The organism is Vibrio sp. JZG120, assembly GCF_053890955.1.
Window position 1 is genome coordinate 382,613 of sequence record NZ_JBSRRK010000001.1, and the last position, 14,070, is coordinate 396,682.

A 14,070-nucleotide genomic window follows, 5' to 3' on the forward strand; every position below is an offset into this window, starting at 1 on the left:
ACTATGTTAAGTCGTTTCTTTATTCAGAGACCTAAATTCGCGCTGGTTATTTCGATCATATTAACGCTAGCAGGCGCGATCTCACTGGCGATTTTGCCAGTGGCGGAGTACCCACAGATAAGTCCGCCATCAGTCAGCGTTTCGGCATACTACACCGGTGCGAGTGCGGAAGTTGTCGAGCAGGCCATTGCGGACCCCATAGAGACGTCGGTCAATGGCGTTGAGGACATGATCTACATGTCTTCAAAGAGCGCGAACGATGGCTCATACAGCCTAAACGTTACGTTCGATGTCGGGACCGATCCAGACATGGCGCAAGTAAACGTGCAAAACCGTGTGTCACAGATCGAGTCAAAACTGCCTCAAGAAGTGCGCATGGTTGGTGTGACGGTGAAAAAACGCTCACCTGACTTGCTGATGGTCCTTAACTTCTATTCACCTGATGGTAAATATGACGATCAGTTCTTGATTAACTACATTAACTTGAATGTAAAAGATCAGCTGGCTCGTGCGAAAGGCATTAGTGAAGTTAACGTGATTGGTGGTGGCGAATACGCAATGCGTGTTTGGTTAGATCCGGAAAAAATGGCCAACCTTAAGCTAACCACGTCAGACGTATACGCCGCTTTGGCTGAACAAAACGTTCAAGTTGCGGCAGGGCGTGTTGGTGCAGCACCATACAACAATCCACAAGAAGTTCAGTTTAACCTTGTGACCAAAGGTCGCTTGGAAAGCGTGAGTGAGTTTGAGAACGTTGTCCTTCGAGCTAATCCCAATGGATCTACGGTTTATCTGAAAGATGTTGCTCGCGTTGAACTAGGCAAAAAGTTCTACGATGGTAACGGTAAATTCCGTGGTCAGGACGCGTCAATTGTTGCATTGTCTCTTCAATCAGATGCGAACGCGTTAGAAAGTGGTCAGGCCGTCATGGAGCTGCTTGAGGACTTGAGTAAAAACTTCCCTGAGGGCATGGCGTACGAGACCAGCTACGATACAACCGTGTTCGTATCTGAATCGATCAAAGGGGTAGTAAAAACACTGATTGAAGCGATTCTATTGGTGATTGCTGTAACTTACTTGTTCTTGGGTAGTGCGCGCGCAACTTTGATTCCTGTTGTTGCGATCCCCGTTTCTCTGATTGGTACGTTTGCCATCATGCAGGCGACGGGCTTCACCATCAATACGGTCACTTTGTTTGGTTTGATCCTCGCGATTGGTATCGTGGTGGACGATGCGATTCTGGTTATCGAAAACGTCGATACCACCATGGCGAAAGACCCAACCATTTCACCGCGTAAAGCGACATTGCTAGCGATGAAAGAAGTAACGGGCCCAATCATCACGTCGACCTTGGTTCTACTTGCGGTATTCATACCAGTCGCGATGCTGCCGGGTATCACTGGAATCATGTATCGCCAGTTCGCTTTGACCATCTGTATTTCGGTTGTGATTTCATCCATCAATGCATTGACGCTGTCTCCAGCACTTTGTTCTCTGGTATTGAAGCAGGGTGGGGGCAACACGGCTAACTGGTTCCAGGCTTTCAACCGAGGCTTAGAGCGTATCACAACGCGTTATGGTCAGGTCGCTGGTTTCTTGGTGAAGAAATCTTTGCTACTCGTGACGTTCTTTATAGTCGCTATCGCGGCGGTCACTTTCTTTGCGAAAACCACCTCAACAGCGTTTGTTCCTCAAGAAGATAAAGGCATTTTGCTGGTTAACGTTCAGCTACCAGATTCAGCATCTTTATCTCGTACTGAAGAAGTCACCAATGATTTAATGAACATGATTGGTGAAGAACCTGGTGTGGATGGCGTGACGGTTGCGAACGGTTACTCGTTTATGACAGGCGCAGCGGCATCAAACGGTGCATCTGTGTTTATCAAACTGCATGACTGGGATACTCGTAACTCGTTGCAAGGGGAACACTCTGCCAATGCCATCGCGGCGCGTATTAACGGTCGTGCTGCAACAGAGTTGCCTCAAGCGGTTGTGTTTGCGATGGGGCCACCAGCGGTTCCTGGTATGGGGGCAGCGTCTGGTTTTGAGTTTGTGCTTGAAGATACGCTAGGGCGAAGCCGTACCGATTTGTCGATGGTCATGGGAGAAATGATCCAAGCGGCCAACCAAGCCCCTGAAATTGCCTACACGTTTAGTACGTTCCGCGCGAATGTCCCGCACTACTACGTTGATATCGACCGTGAGAAAGCACAGCAGTTGGGTATTTCGCTATCGTCTATTTTCCAAACCTTGCAAGGCAACTTAGGTTCGCTTTATGTGAATGACTTCACCATGTTTGGTAAGAACTTCCGCGTAACCATGCAAGCTGATAGCCAGCACCGTAGCAGCATGGAAGATCTAGAGCGTTTCCATGTTCGTTCTTCGAACGGCGATATGGTTCCGCTAAGTACGCTAGTGAGCTACGAGCAAGTGTTTGAGCCTGATGTGGCATGGCGTTACAACATGTACCGCAGTGCTATCATTCAAGGCCAACCAGCTCCGGGTTACTCTAGTGGTGATGCGATTGCTGCAATGGAACGCGTTGCTGCTGAAGTTCTCCCACAGGGGTACACGTATGAATGGACAGGTATGGCTTATCAGGAAGTACTTGCGGGTAACCAAGCCATTTATGCGTTTGCGCTGGCTTTGATCTTCATTTACTTGTTCATGGTTGCACAATATGAGAGCTGGAGTATTCCATTAGCCATCATTTTGGTGGTGCCAGTAGCAACGTTAGGCTCCTTCTTAGCGTTGAATCTGACTGGGACACCGCTTAACTTGTATGCGCAAATTGGTCTTGTCTTGCTCATAGCCTTGGCGGCGAAAAACGCAATTTTGATTGTGGAGTTCGCCAAGCAAGAACGTGAAGAAAAAGATGCTGATATCGATAGTGCTGCGGTTAAAGGAGGCACGTTACGTTTCCGCGCTGTGAATATGACATCTTGGTCGTTTATCCTGGGTATCTTCCCGCTGATCTTCGCCGCAGGTGCAGGGCACGTGAGCCAAAACTCGCTCGGTGTGTCGCTGATTGGTGGTCTATTGTGTGTGCTTCTAGCAGGTACATTCTTGATCCCTGGCTTCTACGCTATGGTGCAAAGACAGCGTGAGAAAGTTCATGGCGGCAACACCAAGTTGGTTCCTCTTGATGATGAGTAATCACACCCGCAGTGCACAGTAGAGCACGAAGTTAAAGTCGAAAAAAAGCCCGAAGCAATGATTGCCTCGGGCTTTTTATTTGTAGGGAAGGTTATTTTAGCGCGGTTTTAAATTGTGCAACGGCTTCGTCCATATCATGAGCTTGAGCAGAAACAGAGTTCACTTCGTGCAAGCATTCCTGAGCGGATTGCATGTTGTTTTCAGATATCGCGTTAAGCTCGGTGATTGAGCCACTAACTTGGTTCATCACGATACCTTGCTCTTCAATCGCAGAAGCAATGCGCTCCGAATTGCCTTGAATTGCATGCATGTCAGTGATGATCTGCTGCAGGCTAGAATCAAGTTTTTCAGAGGCATTAAGCGTTTGTTGTCCTTGATCGTTACATTGATCAATATCCGCCACGACCGTCGACATTTGAGCTTGAATATCAACAACAACTCGCGTGATTTCCTCGGTAGATTGATGAGTTCGGCTAGCTAGGGCTCGTACTTCATCGGCAACAACGGCGAAGCCACGACCTTGTTCGCCCGCTCGCGCGGCTTCAATTGCTGCATTGAGAGCCAGTAAGTTAGTTTGTTCCGCAATTTCTTGGATGATGTTCACCGCACCACCAATTTTATCTACATGTTGGTTCAACGAGCCAATCGACTGCTGACTGTTCGATAAAATACTGGTCAATTGACCAATGTTGGTTACAGTAGTTTCAACAACACTTCGGCCTTGTTCGGCATTATTCGCGGCTTGATGTACACCCTCTACCGCAACCGACGTGCTTTCCGATATTTCGCCTATCGTTGCCACCATTTGCTGAACCGCAGTAGCCATCGATGCAGTGTGGTCCGTTTGAGTATGGAACTGCTCCATAACTCCTTCTAGCTCACGATGCATATTATCGGTACTGGCCGTTAACTGCGCAGATTTTTCTTGGGTGCCACTAATTAACTGCTCAAGCTTATCCAACAGATCATTGAGGTGGTGGCTGATATCAAATAGCTCATCTTTGCCTTTCAAGTCAGAGCGCAGTCCCATGTTGTTTGTTTCGCTAATGCTTCGAATGGTGCCAAGCAAGCTGTTTACTCGTGTATTGATTGAGCGAGAGATCTGCCAAATCAATGCGAAAATAACACCTAAGATCAGAGCAGTAATGACTTGCTTGATGGTCGACATTTGTTCATCACGCTTTGCAGCAGCAGAGCTAAGGGCTGTCGAAAAGGTTTCAAATTGTTCTTCTACGGCATGAGATAATGCGCGAGTTTCACCAAGTAGGCCTTGGTCGTAAGCGACTCCTACAACTTGTTTTTGTGTCGCTACTAGCTTACCTGTTTTGGTGAGCTCCGGAGCATATAGCCCAACAAGCAAATCACTATTGAATTGACCTGATTTAACCGCAGAGTCAAAACGAACCAACGCCAGCAATTGCTGGTGGTCGGAGCGTTGCTTGGCTTCTAACAGTGCTTGCTCGTAAGCAGCAAGAAGGCCACTCTTTGCATCAAGTCCGTAGCGTTGGTAAGCACTGACCAGATTCTGAAAGCCCTTTTGGTATGCAAGGAGGTCTTGTTTGAATCGTTGACTGGAAGGTAATTCATTGCTCGTGAGTATGTTCGCAAGCTCTCTTTCTGTATTTAGAAACTTATCAACATTCGCATCAAATTTGTTTAGGTATTTGTCATTACTACGCAGTAAGAAATCTTTCTCGTTTCTGCGTAAGTTGAGTAAACGTATTTCTAGATCGCCAACGAGTTTGATGGCGTGGTTAAGTTCATTGCTCTTATTGGCGAAATGGGATGACGTACCCAAAAGGGCCACGATGCCTAAAATGGCGATAACTCCGAGGAAGTAGAGTTTTTGCCTAATAGTCATATTGTTGTTTCCTGAATAAGTAACTAAAAAGAGAAATCCAATGAGATTTCCCAAGGGCTAGCAAACGTTGTTCAACTAACATGTCGAGAAAACGACATGCATTAATACAGCACTTTCTTACGTTGCTGCTTTTTCGCTCCATGCTTGTTCTTGGTATCAAGTCTTCGGCGTTGAGAAGCGCGGGTTGGTTTCGTTTTAATACGCTTCTTCTCCTGTAAGGCGGCAGCTTTAATTAAAGCTTGAAGCCGATTCAGGGCGTCTTCCTTATTTTGTTCTTGCGTGCGAAATTGTTGCGCTTTGATGATGATCACGCCATCTTTAGTTATACGACTGTCAGAAAGAGCAAGTAATCGTTCTTTGTAGAAGTCAGGTAAGCTGGAATGTCGGATATCAAAGCGTAAATGTATAGCGGACGCTACCTTGTTAACGTTCTGGCCACCATTTCCTTGAGCTCTAATTGGGGATAATTGAATTTCCCACTCTTGAATTGTGACGGAGTTCGAAATTTTGAGCATGATAAGTAAATGCCGGTAAGGACGATTGAAAGAGCTGATAAATTAACATCACAGATGTACAAATAGAAGAAAAGACATGAGCACGATTGATTTTAGGCCCTATGAGGGATTCATATTTGATATGGATGGTACTTTAATAGATACCATGCCAGCCCATTTGGCTGCTTGGCAAGCAACCGCAGATCGCTTTGATTTTCCGTTTTGTCAGGAGTGGTTTCACAGTTTAGGGGGCATGCCGAGCTTTAAAATTGTTGAGGAGCTAAACCGTGTGCATGAGCTTTCATTAGATCCTAAAACCGTCGCTACATTTAAAATGGAAACGTTCGCTGCTATGGAGCTGCACGGGGACGTTATTCCGTGCACTAATATCGTGTTAGAAGAATATTTAGGCCACAAGAAAATAGCGGTCGGGACTGGCAGTCAACGAGAAAGTGCCATGCGCTTATTGAGCCACTCCGGTTTATTGGACAAGTTGGATGTTGTGGTAACTGCAAGTGATGTAGAGAACCATAAGCCTTTTCCGGATACCTTTTTGGTGGCGGCCGAGCATCTTGGGTTGGAAGCGTCACAATGTCTTGTATTCGAGGATACCGAGCTAGGTAAACGAGCGGCGCATGCAGCGGGTATGGATTGCGTTATGGTGCAAGATAACGAGTTAATCTTTTTTCCAAAACCATAGTAAAAAGAGCGATAAAGCGAGATCAAAATGGGGTGCAAACGCACCCCATTAACTTTTACAACATCATAGATAAAATATCATAAATGTTTATTCAGGTTGAACTAGTTCTTGGTATTCAAACGAAGGAACCACAACCTCTACGCGACGGTTTTTCTCACGACCTTCACGAGTGCTGTTGTCAGCAACTGGGTTTTCTTCACCCATGCCTTTCACAGTTAAACGATCTGAGTCAATGCCTGCAGCAGTTAGGTAATCCGCAACAGATTGAGCACGACGCTCAGACAGTTTTTGGTTGTAAGTCGCAGGACCAGAGCTATCCGTGTAGCCAGTGATCTCTACTTGAGCTTGTGGGTATTCGTTCAAGAATGATACGAAGTTGTCTAGACGCTCCGAAACAGAGTCTGTTAGCTTAGCACTGTCGAATTCAAACGTACCTGTACCGTACTCTTCTTTGTGCACTTTGCTCATCATCACTGGTTCTGGATCTGGTTCAACCACTTCTTCTGTTACAACTGCCGCAACCACTGGCGCAGCCGCAAATTTGTAGTTAAAGCCGATACCGAAGAAGTTAGCGTCCATGTCGTCCCATACGTCATCAGACAGATCTTGATAGCGTTGATATTCTGCGCGTACGCTCCAGTTTCTGTCGATAGTGTATTCAGCACCTAGCGAGCCAGTTGGAACGAAATCTTTTTCGTCATCAGACATCATGTAAGCACCACCGATCTTAGCGAATAAATTCCAAGATTCGTTCAAGTGCCAGTTGAATTTAGGTGCGAGAGTTAAAGCCGTTAAATTGCCGTCGATCGTATTAACTGTATTAGCCCCTGACTTAAAGTTAGCTTTGTAATCGCCTAAGAAGTCGACACCATACTCTAGCCCGATGATATCGGTGAAGTCATAACCGATATGTAGTCCAGCACCAAAAGCTTCATCATCACAAGGGCTATTTAGATAGCAAGCATCGTCAAGTGTAGTCATGCCTACTTTGCCCCCGATATACATTTCAGCTTGAGCAGAGTTTAAAAGCGCGCTACTACCAGCTACCACTGCTGCTACTGCAATTGCTACTTTGTTCATAATGTTTCCTTGTATTGATTGCATATTAACTTCTACTTCGTTTTATCAAAAAATTAGAAAAAACCAGCGTTTATAAGAAATTAGTTTAATATTCTAATCATTTCATATCAAGCAACAATATCTTTGAACTTGATCAACATTTACTAACCAATAACACCTCACAAACTTCTGATATTTCTTACATTGTAGTAAAGATTTTTGGGGTCATAAGAAAATTGATGATTATTTTGAACTTTTTTTCGTAAAGTTTATTTTACATTGTGCGCGGTGGTTAACAGGTGGTTTTTATTTGCATTTATTTGCAAAAACTGATTGCAAGTCTACGCCTAAGCCGATAAGTTACTTAAACGCTAGACAGAAAATGACCAGAGCCCTTGATGCTGCTCGCTTTGTGAACAATGTTGCAATGAGTTCAGTTGGCAAAAAATTGGGTCGGAAATAAAAACCAGGAAGTAGAAGTAATGTTTCAAACTGATGATGTAAGAATAAATAGAGTAAAAGAGTTATTGCCACCTGTAGCAGTATTAGAGAAGTTCCCAGCGACTGAAACCGCTTCTTCGACCACTTTTGATTGCCGTAATGCCATTCACAATATTCTTGAAGGAAAAGATGACCGATTACTTGTAACTGTTGGCCCGTGTTCCATTCACGATCCTGCTGCTGCGGTTGAATATGGTAAAAAGCTAAAAGTATTACGTGATGAACTTGGTGAACAACTAGAAGTTGTGATGCGAGTTTATTTTGAGAAACCGCGTACAACGGTAGGATGGAAAGGTCTGATCAACGACCCTTACCTGAATGATACCTACAAGCTGAATGATGGTCTGCGTATTGGACGTAAGCTTCTTCTTGATCTTACCGATATGGGCTTGCCAACCGCGAGTGAGTTCCTAGATATGATTACGCCTCAGTACGTGGCGGATCTGATCAGTTGGGGTGCTATCGGTGCTCGTACGACAGAATCTCAGGTTCACCGTGAGCTTGCTTCTGGTCTTTCTTGTCCTGTTGGGTTTAAAAATGGTACAGACGGGAACATTAAGATCGCGAGCGATGCGATTCGTTCTGCAAGTGCTTCTCACCACTTCTTATCAGTAACAAAATACGGACATTCTGCGATCGTAGAAACCGCTGGCAATCCTGATTGCCATATCATTCTCCGTGGTGGTAAAGAGCCAAACTACAGTGCAGCGCATGTTGCTCAAATTAAAGATGAGTTAGATGGTGCAGGGCTACCGAAAAAAGTGATGATTGATTTTAGCCACGCTAACAGCTCGAAGCAGTTTAAACGTCAAATGTTGGTGTCTGATGACGTATCAGAGCAAATAGCTGGTGGCGAAGAAGCAATTTTTGGTGTGATGATTGAGTCTCATTTAGTTGAAGGTCGCCAAGACTTAGTGGATGGTAAAGCGGCCACTTATGGTCAGTCGATTACCGATGCATGTATCGGTTGGGAAGATACGGAAACCGTACTTCGTCAGCTTTCAGATGCAGTAAAAGCGCGCCGTAACAAATAAGCTCAACAGAAAGAACTTTTTAAAGAGCCAGAGGCATTGTGCTTCTGGCTCTTTTTTATTGAGAATTACTCGCATCTCTTTCTATTGTTTCTGCTTTCCTATATGTTATCTGTATGCGCTGTAACCAAAAGGAATTTGGAATTGAATCGTAATGTATGGCTATTATCCCTTTGCCAAGCCCTATTAATGACAGGGAATATTTTACTCATATCTGTTATTGCCCTTATTGGCAAAACACTTGCGCCGTCATCAAGCTTTATTACGTTGCCCGTTGCGCTGCAATTTTTAGGACTGATGGCTGCGACGATCCCTGCGTCACTAATTATGGGCAAGTTGGGACGTCGCCTTGGGTTTAGTCTCGGTAATGTTATTGGCATTTTGGGTGCCAGCCTAGCGACGTATGCGTTAAGTCAACAGAACTTCTATCTGTTCTGTGTTTCTACCTTTTTGCTCGGTGTTGGTATTGGCTTCGGAACGCTATACAGATTTGCTGCTATTGAAGTGTGTGAAGAGTCGGCAAGACACAGGGCGATTTCGATATCTATGGCGGGAGGGGTACTAGCGGCGATACTTGGCCCTAATTTGGCGGTGTATTCACAGCAATGGTCAGATGATGGTTTGTACATTAGTGCTTTTGCCGTGCTTATTGGACTTTATATAACTGCGTTGATCGTGCTGCAAACGATTCGTTTTCCACCAGCACACACGCAAGTTCTACATACTAAAGCGGATAAAGTGGGGCATATTATCCGTCGACCTAATTTCATGCTAGCGGTTATCGCCGCAATGGTTGCGTATGCGGTGATGAACATTTTAATGACAGCAACGCCTCTGGCGATGATTGGTTGTGGCTTTGATTTTGACAAAGCGGCAGGAGTGATCGAATGGCATGTGCTGGGCATGTTTGCACCGGCGTTTGTCACGGGACGCTTGATAGAGCGGTTTGGCGCGAAGAATATGATTTTAGCCGGTGGATTGCTATTTGTTGCTTGTATTGGAATTAACATACACGGAGTGTCCATTTGGCACTTTAGTCTTGCTTTAGTTCTGTTAGGCGTTGGTTGGAACTTTATGTTTATCGCGGCAACTGGGTTATTTAGTCAAAGCTATGAAGCGAAAAACAGGAGCAAGGCTCAAGCGTTTAATGAATTCTTCGTGTTCAGTTGTGTCACTATCACTGCATTACTATCTGGCTGGCTTGAATCCACCGTAGGTTGGCAAAACCTTAATTTGTACGTTCTTCCTTTTGTGTTACTCGTCATCGTGATGTTTGCTTTGAAAACGAACAAAGAAACGGAATCCCAAACTGCTTGATTAGATCTTCTATACATAGCCCGGCATAACGTGTCGGGTTTTGTTTATTAGCTCAACTCCACAACTTCTTCTTTATATTTTTATTGATAATGTGAATTCCCACACTAAAAATGTCGAATTGATAAGACTTTTTGTCTAACTTTTTGTAATAAAAATAAAAATCCTGTATATATCTTGCCGAAAATCAATAAAAACTACAGAAGTTTCGTCTATGTCAGTCAATATTTCTCATAAAGCTCAAGAAACTCTCGTGAGGGAGTCTGAGGAACTCGTCTCAACAACTAACCTACAAGGTGTTATTACGTATTGTAACGAAGCCTTTTGCCGTGTTGCTGAGTACACTCACGAAGAACTCGTCGGCCAGAACCACAATATCGTTCGCCACAATGACATGCCTAAAGCCGCTTTCGGCGATATGTGGGCACGTCTTAAGCAAGGCAAAGCCTGGCGCGGCATGGTTAAGAATGCCACTAAGTCGGGCGGTTACTATTGGGTTGATGCCTATGTCACCCCTATTTATGAAAATAACCACGTTGTTGGTTATCAATCTGTGCGCGTGAAGCCAAAGCGAGAGTGGGTTGATATAGCCACGAAAGCCTACAAGAGTATGCGCGCCGCCGAGAAGTCAGGTCGTACTTGGTCGTTGAAACTCAATGAAACCATTCGCTATGCGATTCTACTTGGCGCATTGACCGCACCTGCAGCCGCATATGCATTGTCTATTGAAGGTCCATTGGCTTGGCTTGCAAGTGCACTACCTGCGAGTGTTCTAGCGTTGTTATTCCGCCAAGAATTGATTGATACGCCTAAACAACTGAAAAAGTTACAAAAGCAATACGACAGCGTGAGTCGCTTGATCTATTCCGGCAATACGGCATTTTCGATTGCCGATTTCCATATCAAAATGCTGTCCGCAAGAATTCGAACCGTGTTGGGAAGAATGACAGACTCCGCACTGCCGTTGCAGCATTGCGCCGAAGAACTCAGTCAAACCACAGCAGAAGTTTCGGCTGCATTAAATCAGCAAAACACCGATATTCATCGCGTACGTGATGCGACTCAAGAGGTGGAGTCTTCGGCGAATTCAGTCTCTTCTAGCACCAATGATGCCCATATGCTAATTGATGACACATTGAAGTCATGCTTGATGGCGAAGGAAACCATCGATCAAACGCACACCAATCTAACGCAGTTGAGCCTTCAAGCAGAAAAAGCGACGGAAACGACGTATCAACTGAGTGATCAGGCGCAGAAAGTGAATCATTTGATGGAAGAGATTGGTGGGATCGCAGAACAAACCAATTTACTGGCACTTAACGCGGCAATTGAAGCGGCGAGGGCGGGTGAGCAAGGTCGTGGTTTTGCTGTTGTTGCCGATGAGGTGCGCGCGCTCTCTGGTCGCACATCCAATGCAACTGAACAAATCCAAGCGTCTATCTCTGCTATGTTGGCGACGATACAAAGTTGGCAAAAAGACATTCTGGCAAACAAAGAGCAAACGGATACCTGTTCTCAGGTTGCAGAGCAAAGCGCGCTTCGTTTGTCTGAGGTTGAACAGATGATGCAAAGCATGAGTGGGTTGATGGTCGATGTGGCGGAAGCGGCAAATAACCAGCTGAAGCTATCCAGCGATGTAAATCAGCATATTCACTCTATTGCTTCTACGGCAGAGCAAAACTTGGCAGCAACGCACTCCGTAGAGCAAAACAGCCGTCAGTTGAAAGAGCAAGTACAAGATTTCTATCAGCTCGCGCTTCGATTTGAAGACAAATAGCCGTAACGAAAGTCGTTGTGTTCACTTTCTGGCTGTGTTTACACAAATAGGGGCCAGATAAAAGAAAGCCCCGCCATTGCTGGCGGGGCTTTTCAGTTTTCACATTCGCAATAGAGAAAACTGATTATCTTTTTACTGCAATTACGCTAGTAGTTCTTTTGCTGTATTTACTACGTTTTCAGTAGTGAAACCGAACATTTTGAACAGTTCACCAGCAGGTGCAGATTCACCGAATGAAGTCATACCGATGATGCGACCGTCGAAGCCTACGTACTTGTACCAGAAGTCAGCAATACCTGCTTCGATAGCGATACGAGCTGTTACGTCTGATGGTAGAACGGCTTCACGGTAAGCGGCGTCTTGCTTGTCGAATGCATCTGTTGATGGCATTGAAACAACGCGTACTTTCTTACCTTCAGCAGTTAGCTGTGCTGCTGCTTCTACTGCTAGTTCAACTTCAGAACCTGTTGCGATAAGGATTAGCTCTGGCTTGCCTTCGCAATCTTTCAGGATGTAACCGCCTTTTGCGATGTCAGCAACTTGTTCAGCTGTGCGCTCTTGTTGCGCTAGGTTTTGACGTGAGAAGATAAGCGCAGTTGGTGCATCTTTACGTTCAATCGCTAGTTTCCAAGCCACTGCTGATTCAACTTGGTCACATGGACGCCATGTGCTCATGTTTGGCGTTAGACGTAGCGATGCCATTTGCTCAACCGGTTGGTGAGTTGGGCCATCTTCGCCAAGACCGATAGAATCGTGCGTGTACACTTGGATGTTCTGAATCTTCATCAGAGCCGCCATACGCATTGCGTTACGAGCATATTCCATGAACATTAGGAATGTCGCGCCGTAAGGAACGAAACCACCGTGTAGCGCAATACCGTTCATGATCGCCGTCATACCGAATTCACGTACACCGTAGTGGATGTAGTTACCAGAGAAGTCACTTGCTTCTAGAGACTTAGAACCAGACCACATGGTTAGGTTAGACGGCGCTAGGTCAGCAGAGCCGCCCATGAACTCAGGTAGTAGAGCACCAAATGCCTCTAGAGCGTTTTGAGATGCTTTACGTGACGCAATGTTTGCTGGGTTTGCTTGAAGATCGGCAATGATTTGGCTTGCTTTCTCTTCCCACTGTGCAGGAAGTTCACCGTTTACGCGGCGTTTAAATTCAGCTGCCAGCTCAGGGTACGCTGCTTCATAAGCTGCAAATTTCTCGTTCCACGCTGCTTCCTTAGCTGCGCCTGTTTCTTTCGCTGACCATTCTGCGTAGACTTCTTGCGGAATTTCAAAAGGACCGTGCTCCCAACCTAGTTCTTTGCGTGTTGCTGCGATTTCTTCTGCACCTAGTGGCGCACCGTGACAATCGTGTGAACCAGATTTGTTTGGTGAACCAAAACCGATGATTGTCTTAGTACAGATAAGTGTAGGACGTGGATCCGCTTTCGCCGCTTCGATTGCTGCGTTGATCGCTTCAGAGTCGTGACCGTCTACTGCTGGGATTACGTGCCAGCCGTAAGCTTCAAAACGCTTAGGCGTGTCGTCAGAGAACCAACCTTCAACGTGACCATCGATTGAGATGCCGTTGTCATCCCAGAATGCGATCAGTTTGCCTAGACCTAGTGTACCAGCTAGAGAACATGCCTCGTGCGAGATGCCTTCCATCAGACAGCCGTCGCCCATGAACACGTAAGTGAAGTGGTCAACGATGTCGTGGCCTTCTTTGTTGAACTGTGCTGCTAGCGCTTTCTCAGCTAGAGCCATACCAACCGCGTTAGTGATGCCTTGACCTAGAGGACCCGTTGTTGTCTCGATACCAGGCGCGTAGCCGTACTCTGGGTGACCAGGAGTCTTAGAGTGAAGCTGACGGAAGTTTTTCAGATCATCGATAGATAGCTCGTAACCGCTCAAGTGCAGTAGAGAGTAAATTAGCATTGAGCCGTGGCCGTTAGACAGTACGAAACGGTCGCGGTCTGCCCACTCAGGGTTTGATGGGTTGTGGTTTAGGTGAGAACGCCAAAGAACTTCAGCGATATCAGCCATGCCCATAGGTGCACCTGGGTGACCAGAGTTAGCTTGTTGAACACCATCCATGCTTAGCGCACGGATTGCATTTGCTAGATATTTACGATCCATAGTGATTACTTCTCGATAAGGGTTTAAATAGAGGGAACTCGTCG

The 14,070-nt window shown here is 45.7% G+C and carries 9 protein-coding genes; 5 read left to right on the top strand and 4 right to left on the bottom strand.

The annotated features are described in order from the left end of the window. The first annotated feature begins 3 nt into the window (after positions 1-3). Complete coding sequence (vmeZ, locus tag ACWPOD_RS01775) at positions 4-3,156, top strand: multidrug efflux RND transporter permease subunit VmeZ (protein WP_167427339.1); 3,153 nt, start codon at positions 4-6, stop codon at positions 3,154-3,156. 91 nt (positions 3,157-3,247) lie between these two features. On the opposite strand, the gene ACWPOD_RS01780 is transcribed toward vmeZ, so the two are convergent. Together ACWPOD_RS01780 and arfB are read right to left on the bottom strand one after the other, a co-directional pair. After that, complete coding sequence (locus tag ACWPOD_RS01780) at positions 3,248-5,017, bottom strand: methyl-accepting chemotaxis protein (protein WP_150916929.1); 1,770 nt, start codon at positions 5,015-5,017, stop codon at positions 3,248-3,250. Positions 5,018-5,118: 101 nt separating this feature from the next. After that, entirely contained in the window at positions 5,119-5,532 is a 414-nt protein-coding gene (gene arfB / locus ACWPOD_RS01785; RefSeq protein ID WP_005396137.1) for an alternative ribosome rescue aminoacyl-tRNA hydrolase ArfB, read from the bottom strand. A 76-nt stretch (positions 5,533-5,608) separates the two neighbouring features. Here arfB and ACWPOD_RS01790 point away from each other — a divergent pair, with 76 nt between their 5' ends. Further along, complete coding sequence (locus ACWPOD_RS01790; RefSeq protein WP_031780520.1) at positions 5,609-6,211, top strand: beta-phosphoglucomutase family hydrolase; 603 nt, start codon at positions 5,609-5,611, stop codon at positions 6,209-6,211. Between the two features lie 87 nt (positions 6,212-6,298). Here ACWPOD_RS01790 and ACWPOD_RS01795 read toward each other — a convergent pair whose 3' ends face one another. Further along, entirely contained in the window at positions 6,299-7,291 is a 993-nt protein-coding gene (locus tag ACWPOD_RS01795) for an OmpA family protein (protein ID WP_005396135.1), read from the bottom strand. A 461-nt stretch (positions 7,292-7,752) separates the two neighbouring features. Here ACWPOD_RS01795 and aroG point away from each other — a divergent pair, with 461 nt between their 5' ends. From aroG to ACWPOD_RS01810, 3 genes are all read left to right on the top strand, one after another. Next, positions 7,753-8,805: a 3-deoxy-7-phosphoheptulonate synthase AroG gene (aroG, locus tag ACWPOD_RS01800; RefSeq protein WP_456231475.1), complete on the top strand. Its 1,053-nt coding sequence runs from the start codon at positions 7,753-7,755 to the stop codon at positions 8,803-8,805. 141 nt (positions 8,806-8,946) lie between these two features. Then, positions 8,947-10,119 carry an MFS transporter gene (locus ACWPOD_RS01805; RefSeq protein WP_046875894.1) on the top strand — a complete coding sequence of 391 codons (1,173 nt, stop codon included), beginning with the start codon at positions 8,947-8,949 and terminating at the stop codon, positions 10,117-10,119. 211 nt (positions 10,120-10,330) lie between these two features. After that, positions 10,331-11,893, top strand: a complete 1,563-nt coding sequence (locus ACWPOD_RS01810) for a methyl-accepting chemotaxis protein (RefSeq protein WP_167427340.1) — start codon at positions 10,331-10,333, stop codon at positions 11,891-11,893. 141 nt (positions 11,894-12,034) lie between these two features. Here the strand turns inward: ACWPOD_RS01810 and tkt are convergent, their stop codons facing one another. Then, positions 12,035-14,026, bottom strand: a complete 1,992-nt coding sequence (tkt, locus tag ACWPOD_RS01815) for a transketolase (RefSeq protein ID WP_145534636.1) — start codon at positions 14,024-14,026, stop codon at positions 12,035-12,037. Positions 14,027-14,070: the final 44 nt, after the last annotated feature.

Excerpts from the sequence above, each read along its gene's own strand:
- ACWPOD_RS01795 (WP_005396135.1), bottom strand. The coding sequence starts at position 7,291 with ATGAACAAAGTAGCAATTGCAGTAGCAGCAGTGGTAGCTGGTAGTAGC.
- ACWPOD_RS01780 (WP_150916929.1), bottom strand. The coding sequence starts at position 5,017 with ATGACTATTAGGCAAAAACTCTACTTCCTCGGAGTTATCGCCATTTTA.
- ACWPOD_RS01810 (WP_167427340.1), top strand. The coding sequence starts at position 10,331 with ATGTCAGTCAATATTTCTCATAAAGCTCAAGAAACTCTCGTGAGGGAG.
- aroG (WP_456231475.1), top strand. The coding sequence starts at position 7,753 with ATGTTTCAAACTGATGATGTAAGAATAAATAGAGTAAAAGAGTTATTG.
- arfB (WP_005396137.1), bottom strand. The coding sequence starts at position 5,532 with ATGCTCAAAATTTCGAACTCCGTCACAATTCAAGAGTGGGAAATTCAA.
- tkt (WP_145534636.1), bottom strand. The coding sequence starts at position 14,026 with ATGGATCGTAAATATCTAGCAAATGCAATCCGTGCGCTAAGCATGGAT.
- ACWPOD_RS01790 (WP_031780520.1), top strand. The coding sequence starts at position 5,609 with ATGAGCACGATTGATTTTAGGCCCTATGAGGGATTCATATTTGATATG.
- vmeZ (WP_167427339.1), top strand. The coding sequence starts at position 4 with ATGTTAAGTCGTTTCTTTATTCAGAGACCTAAATTCGCGCTGGTTATT.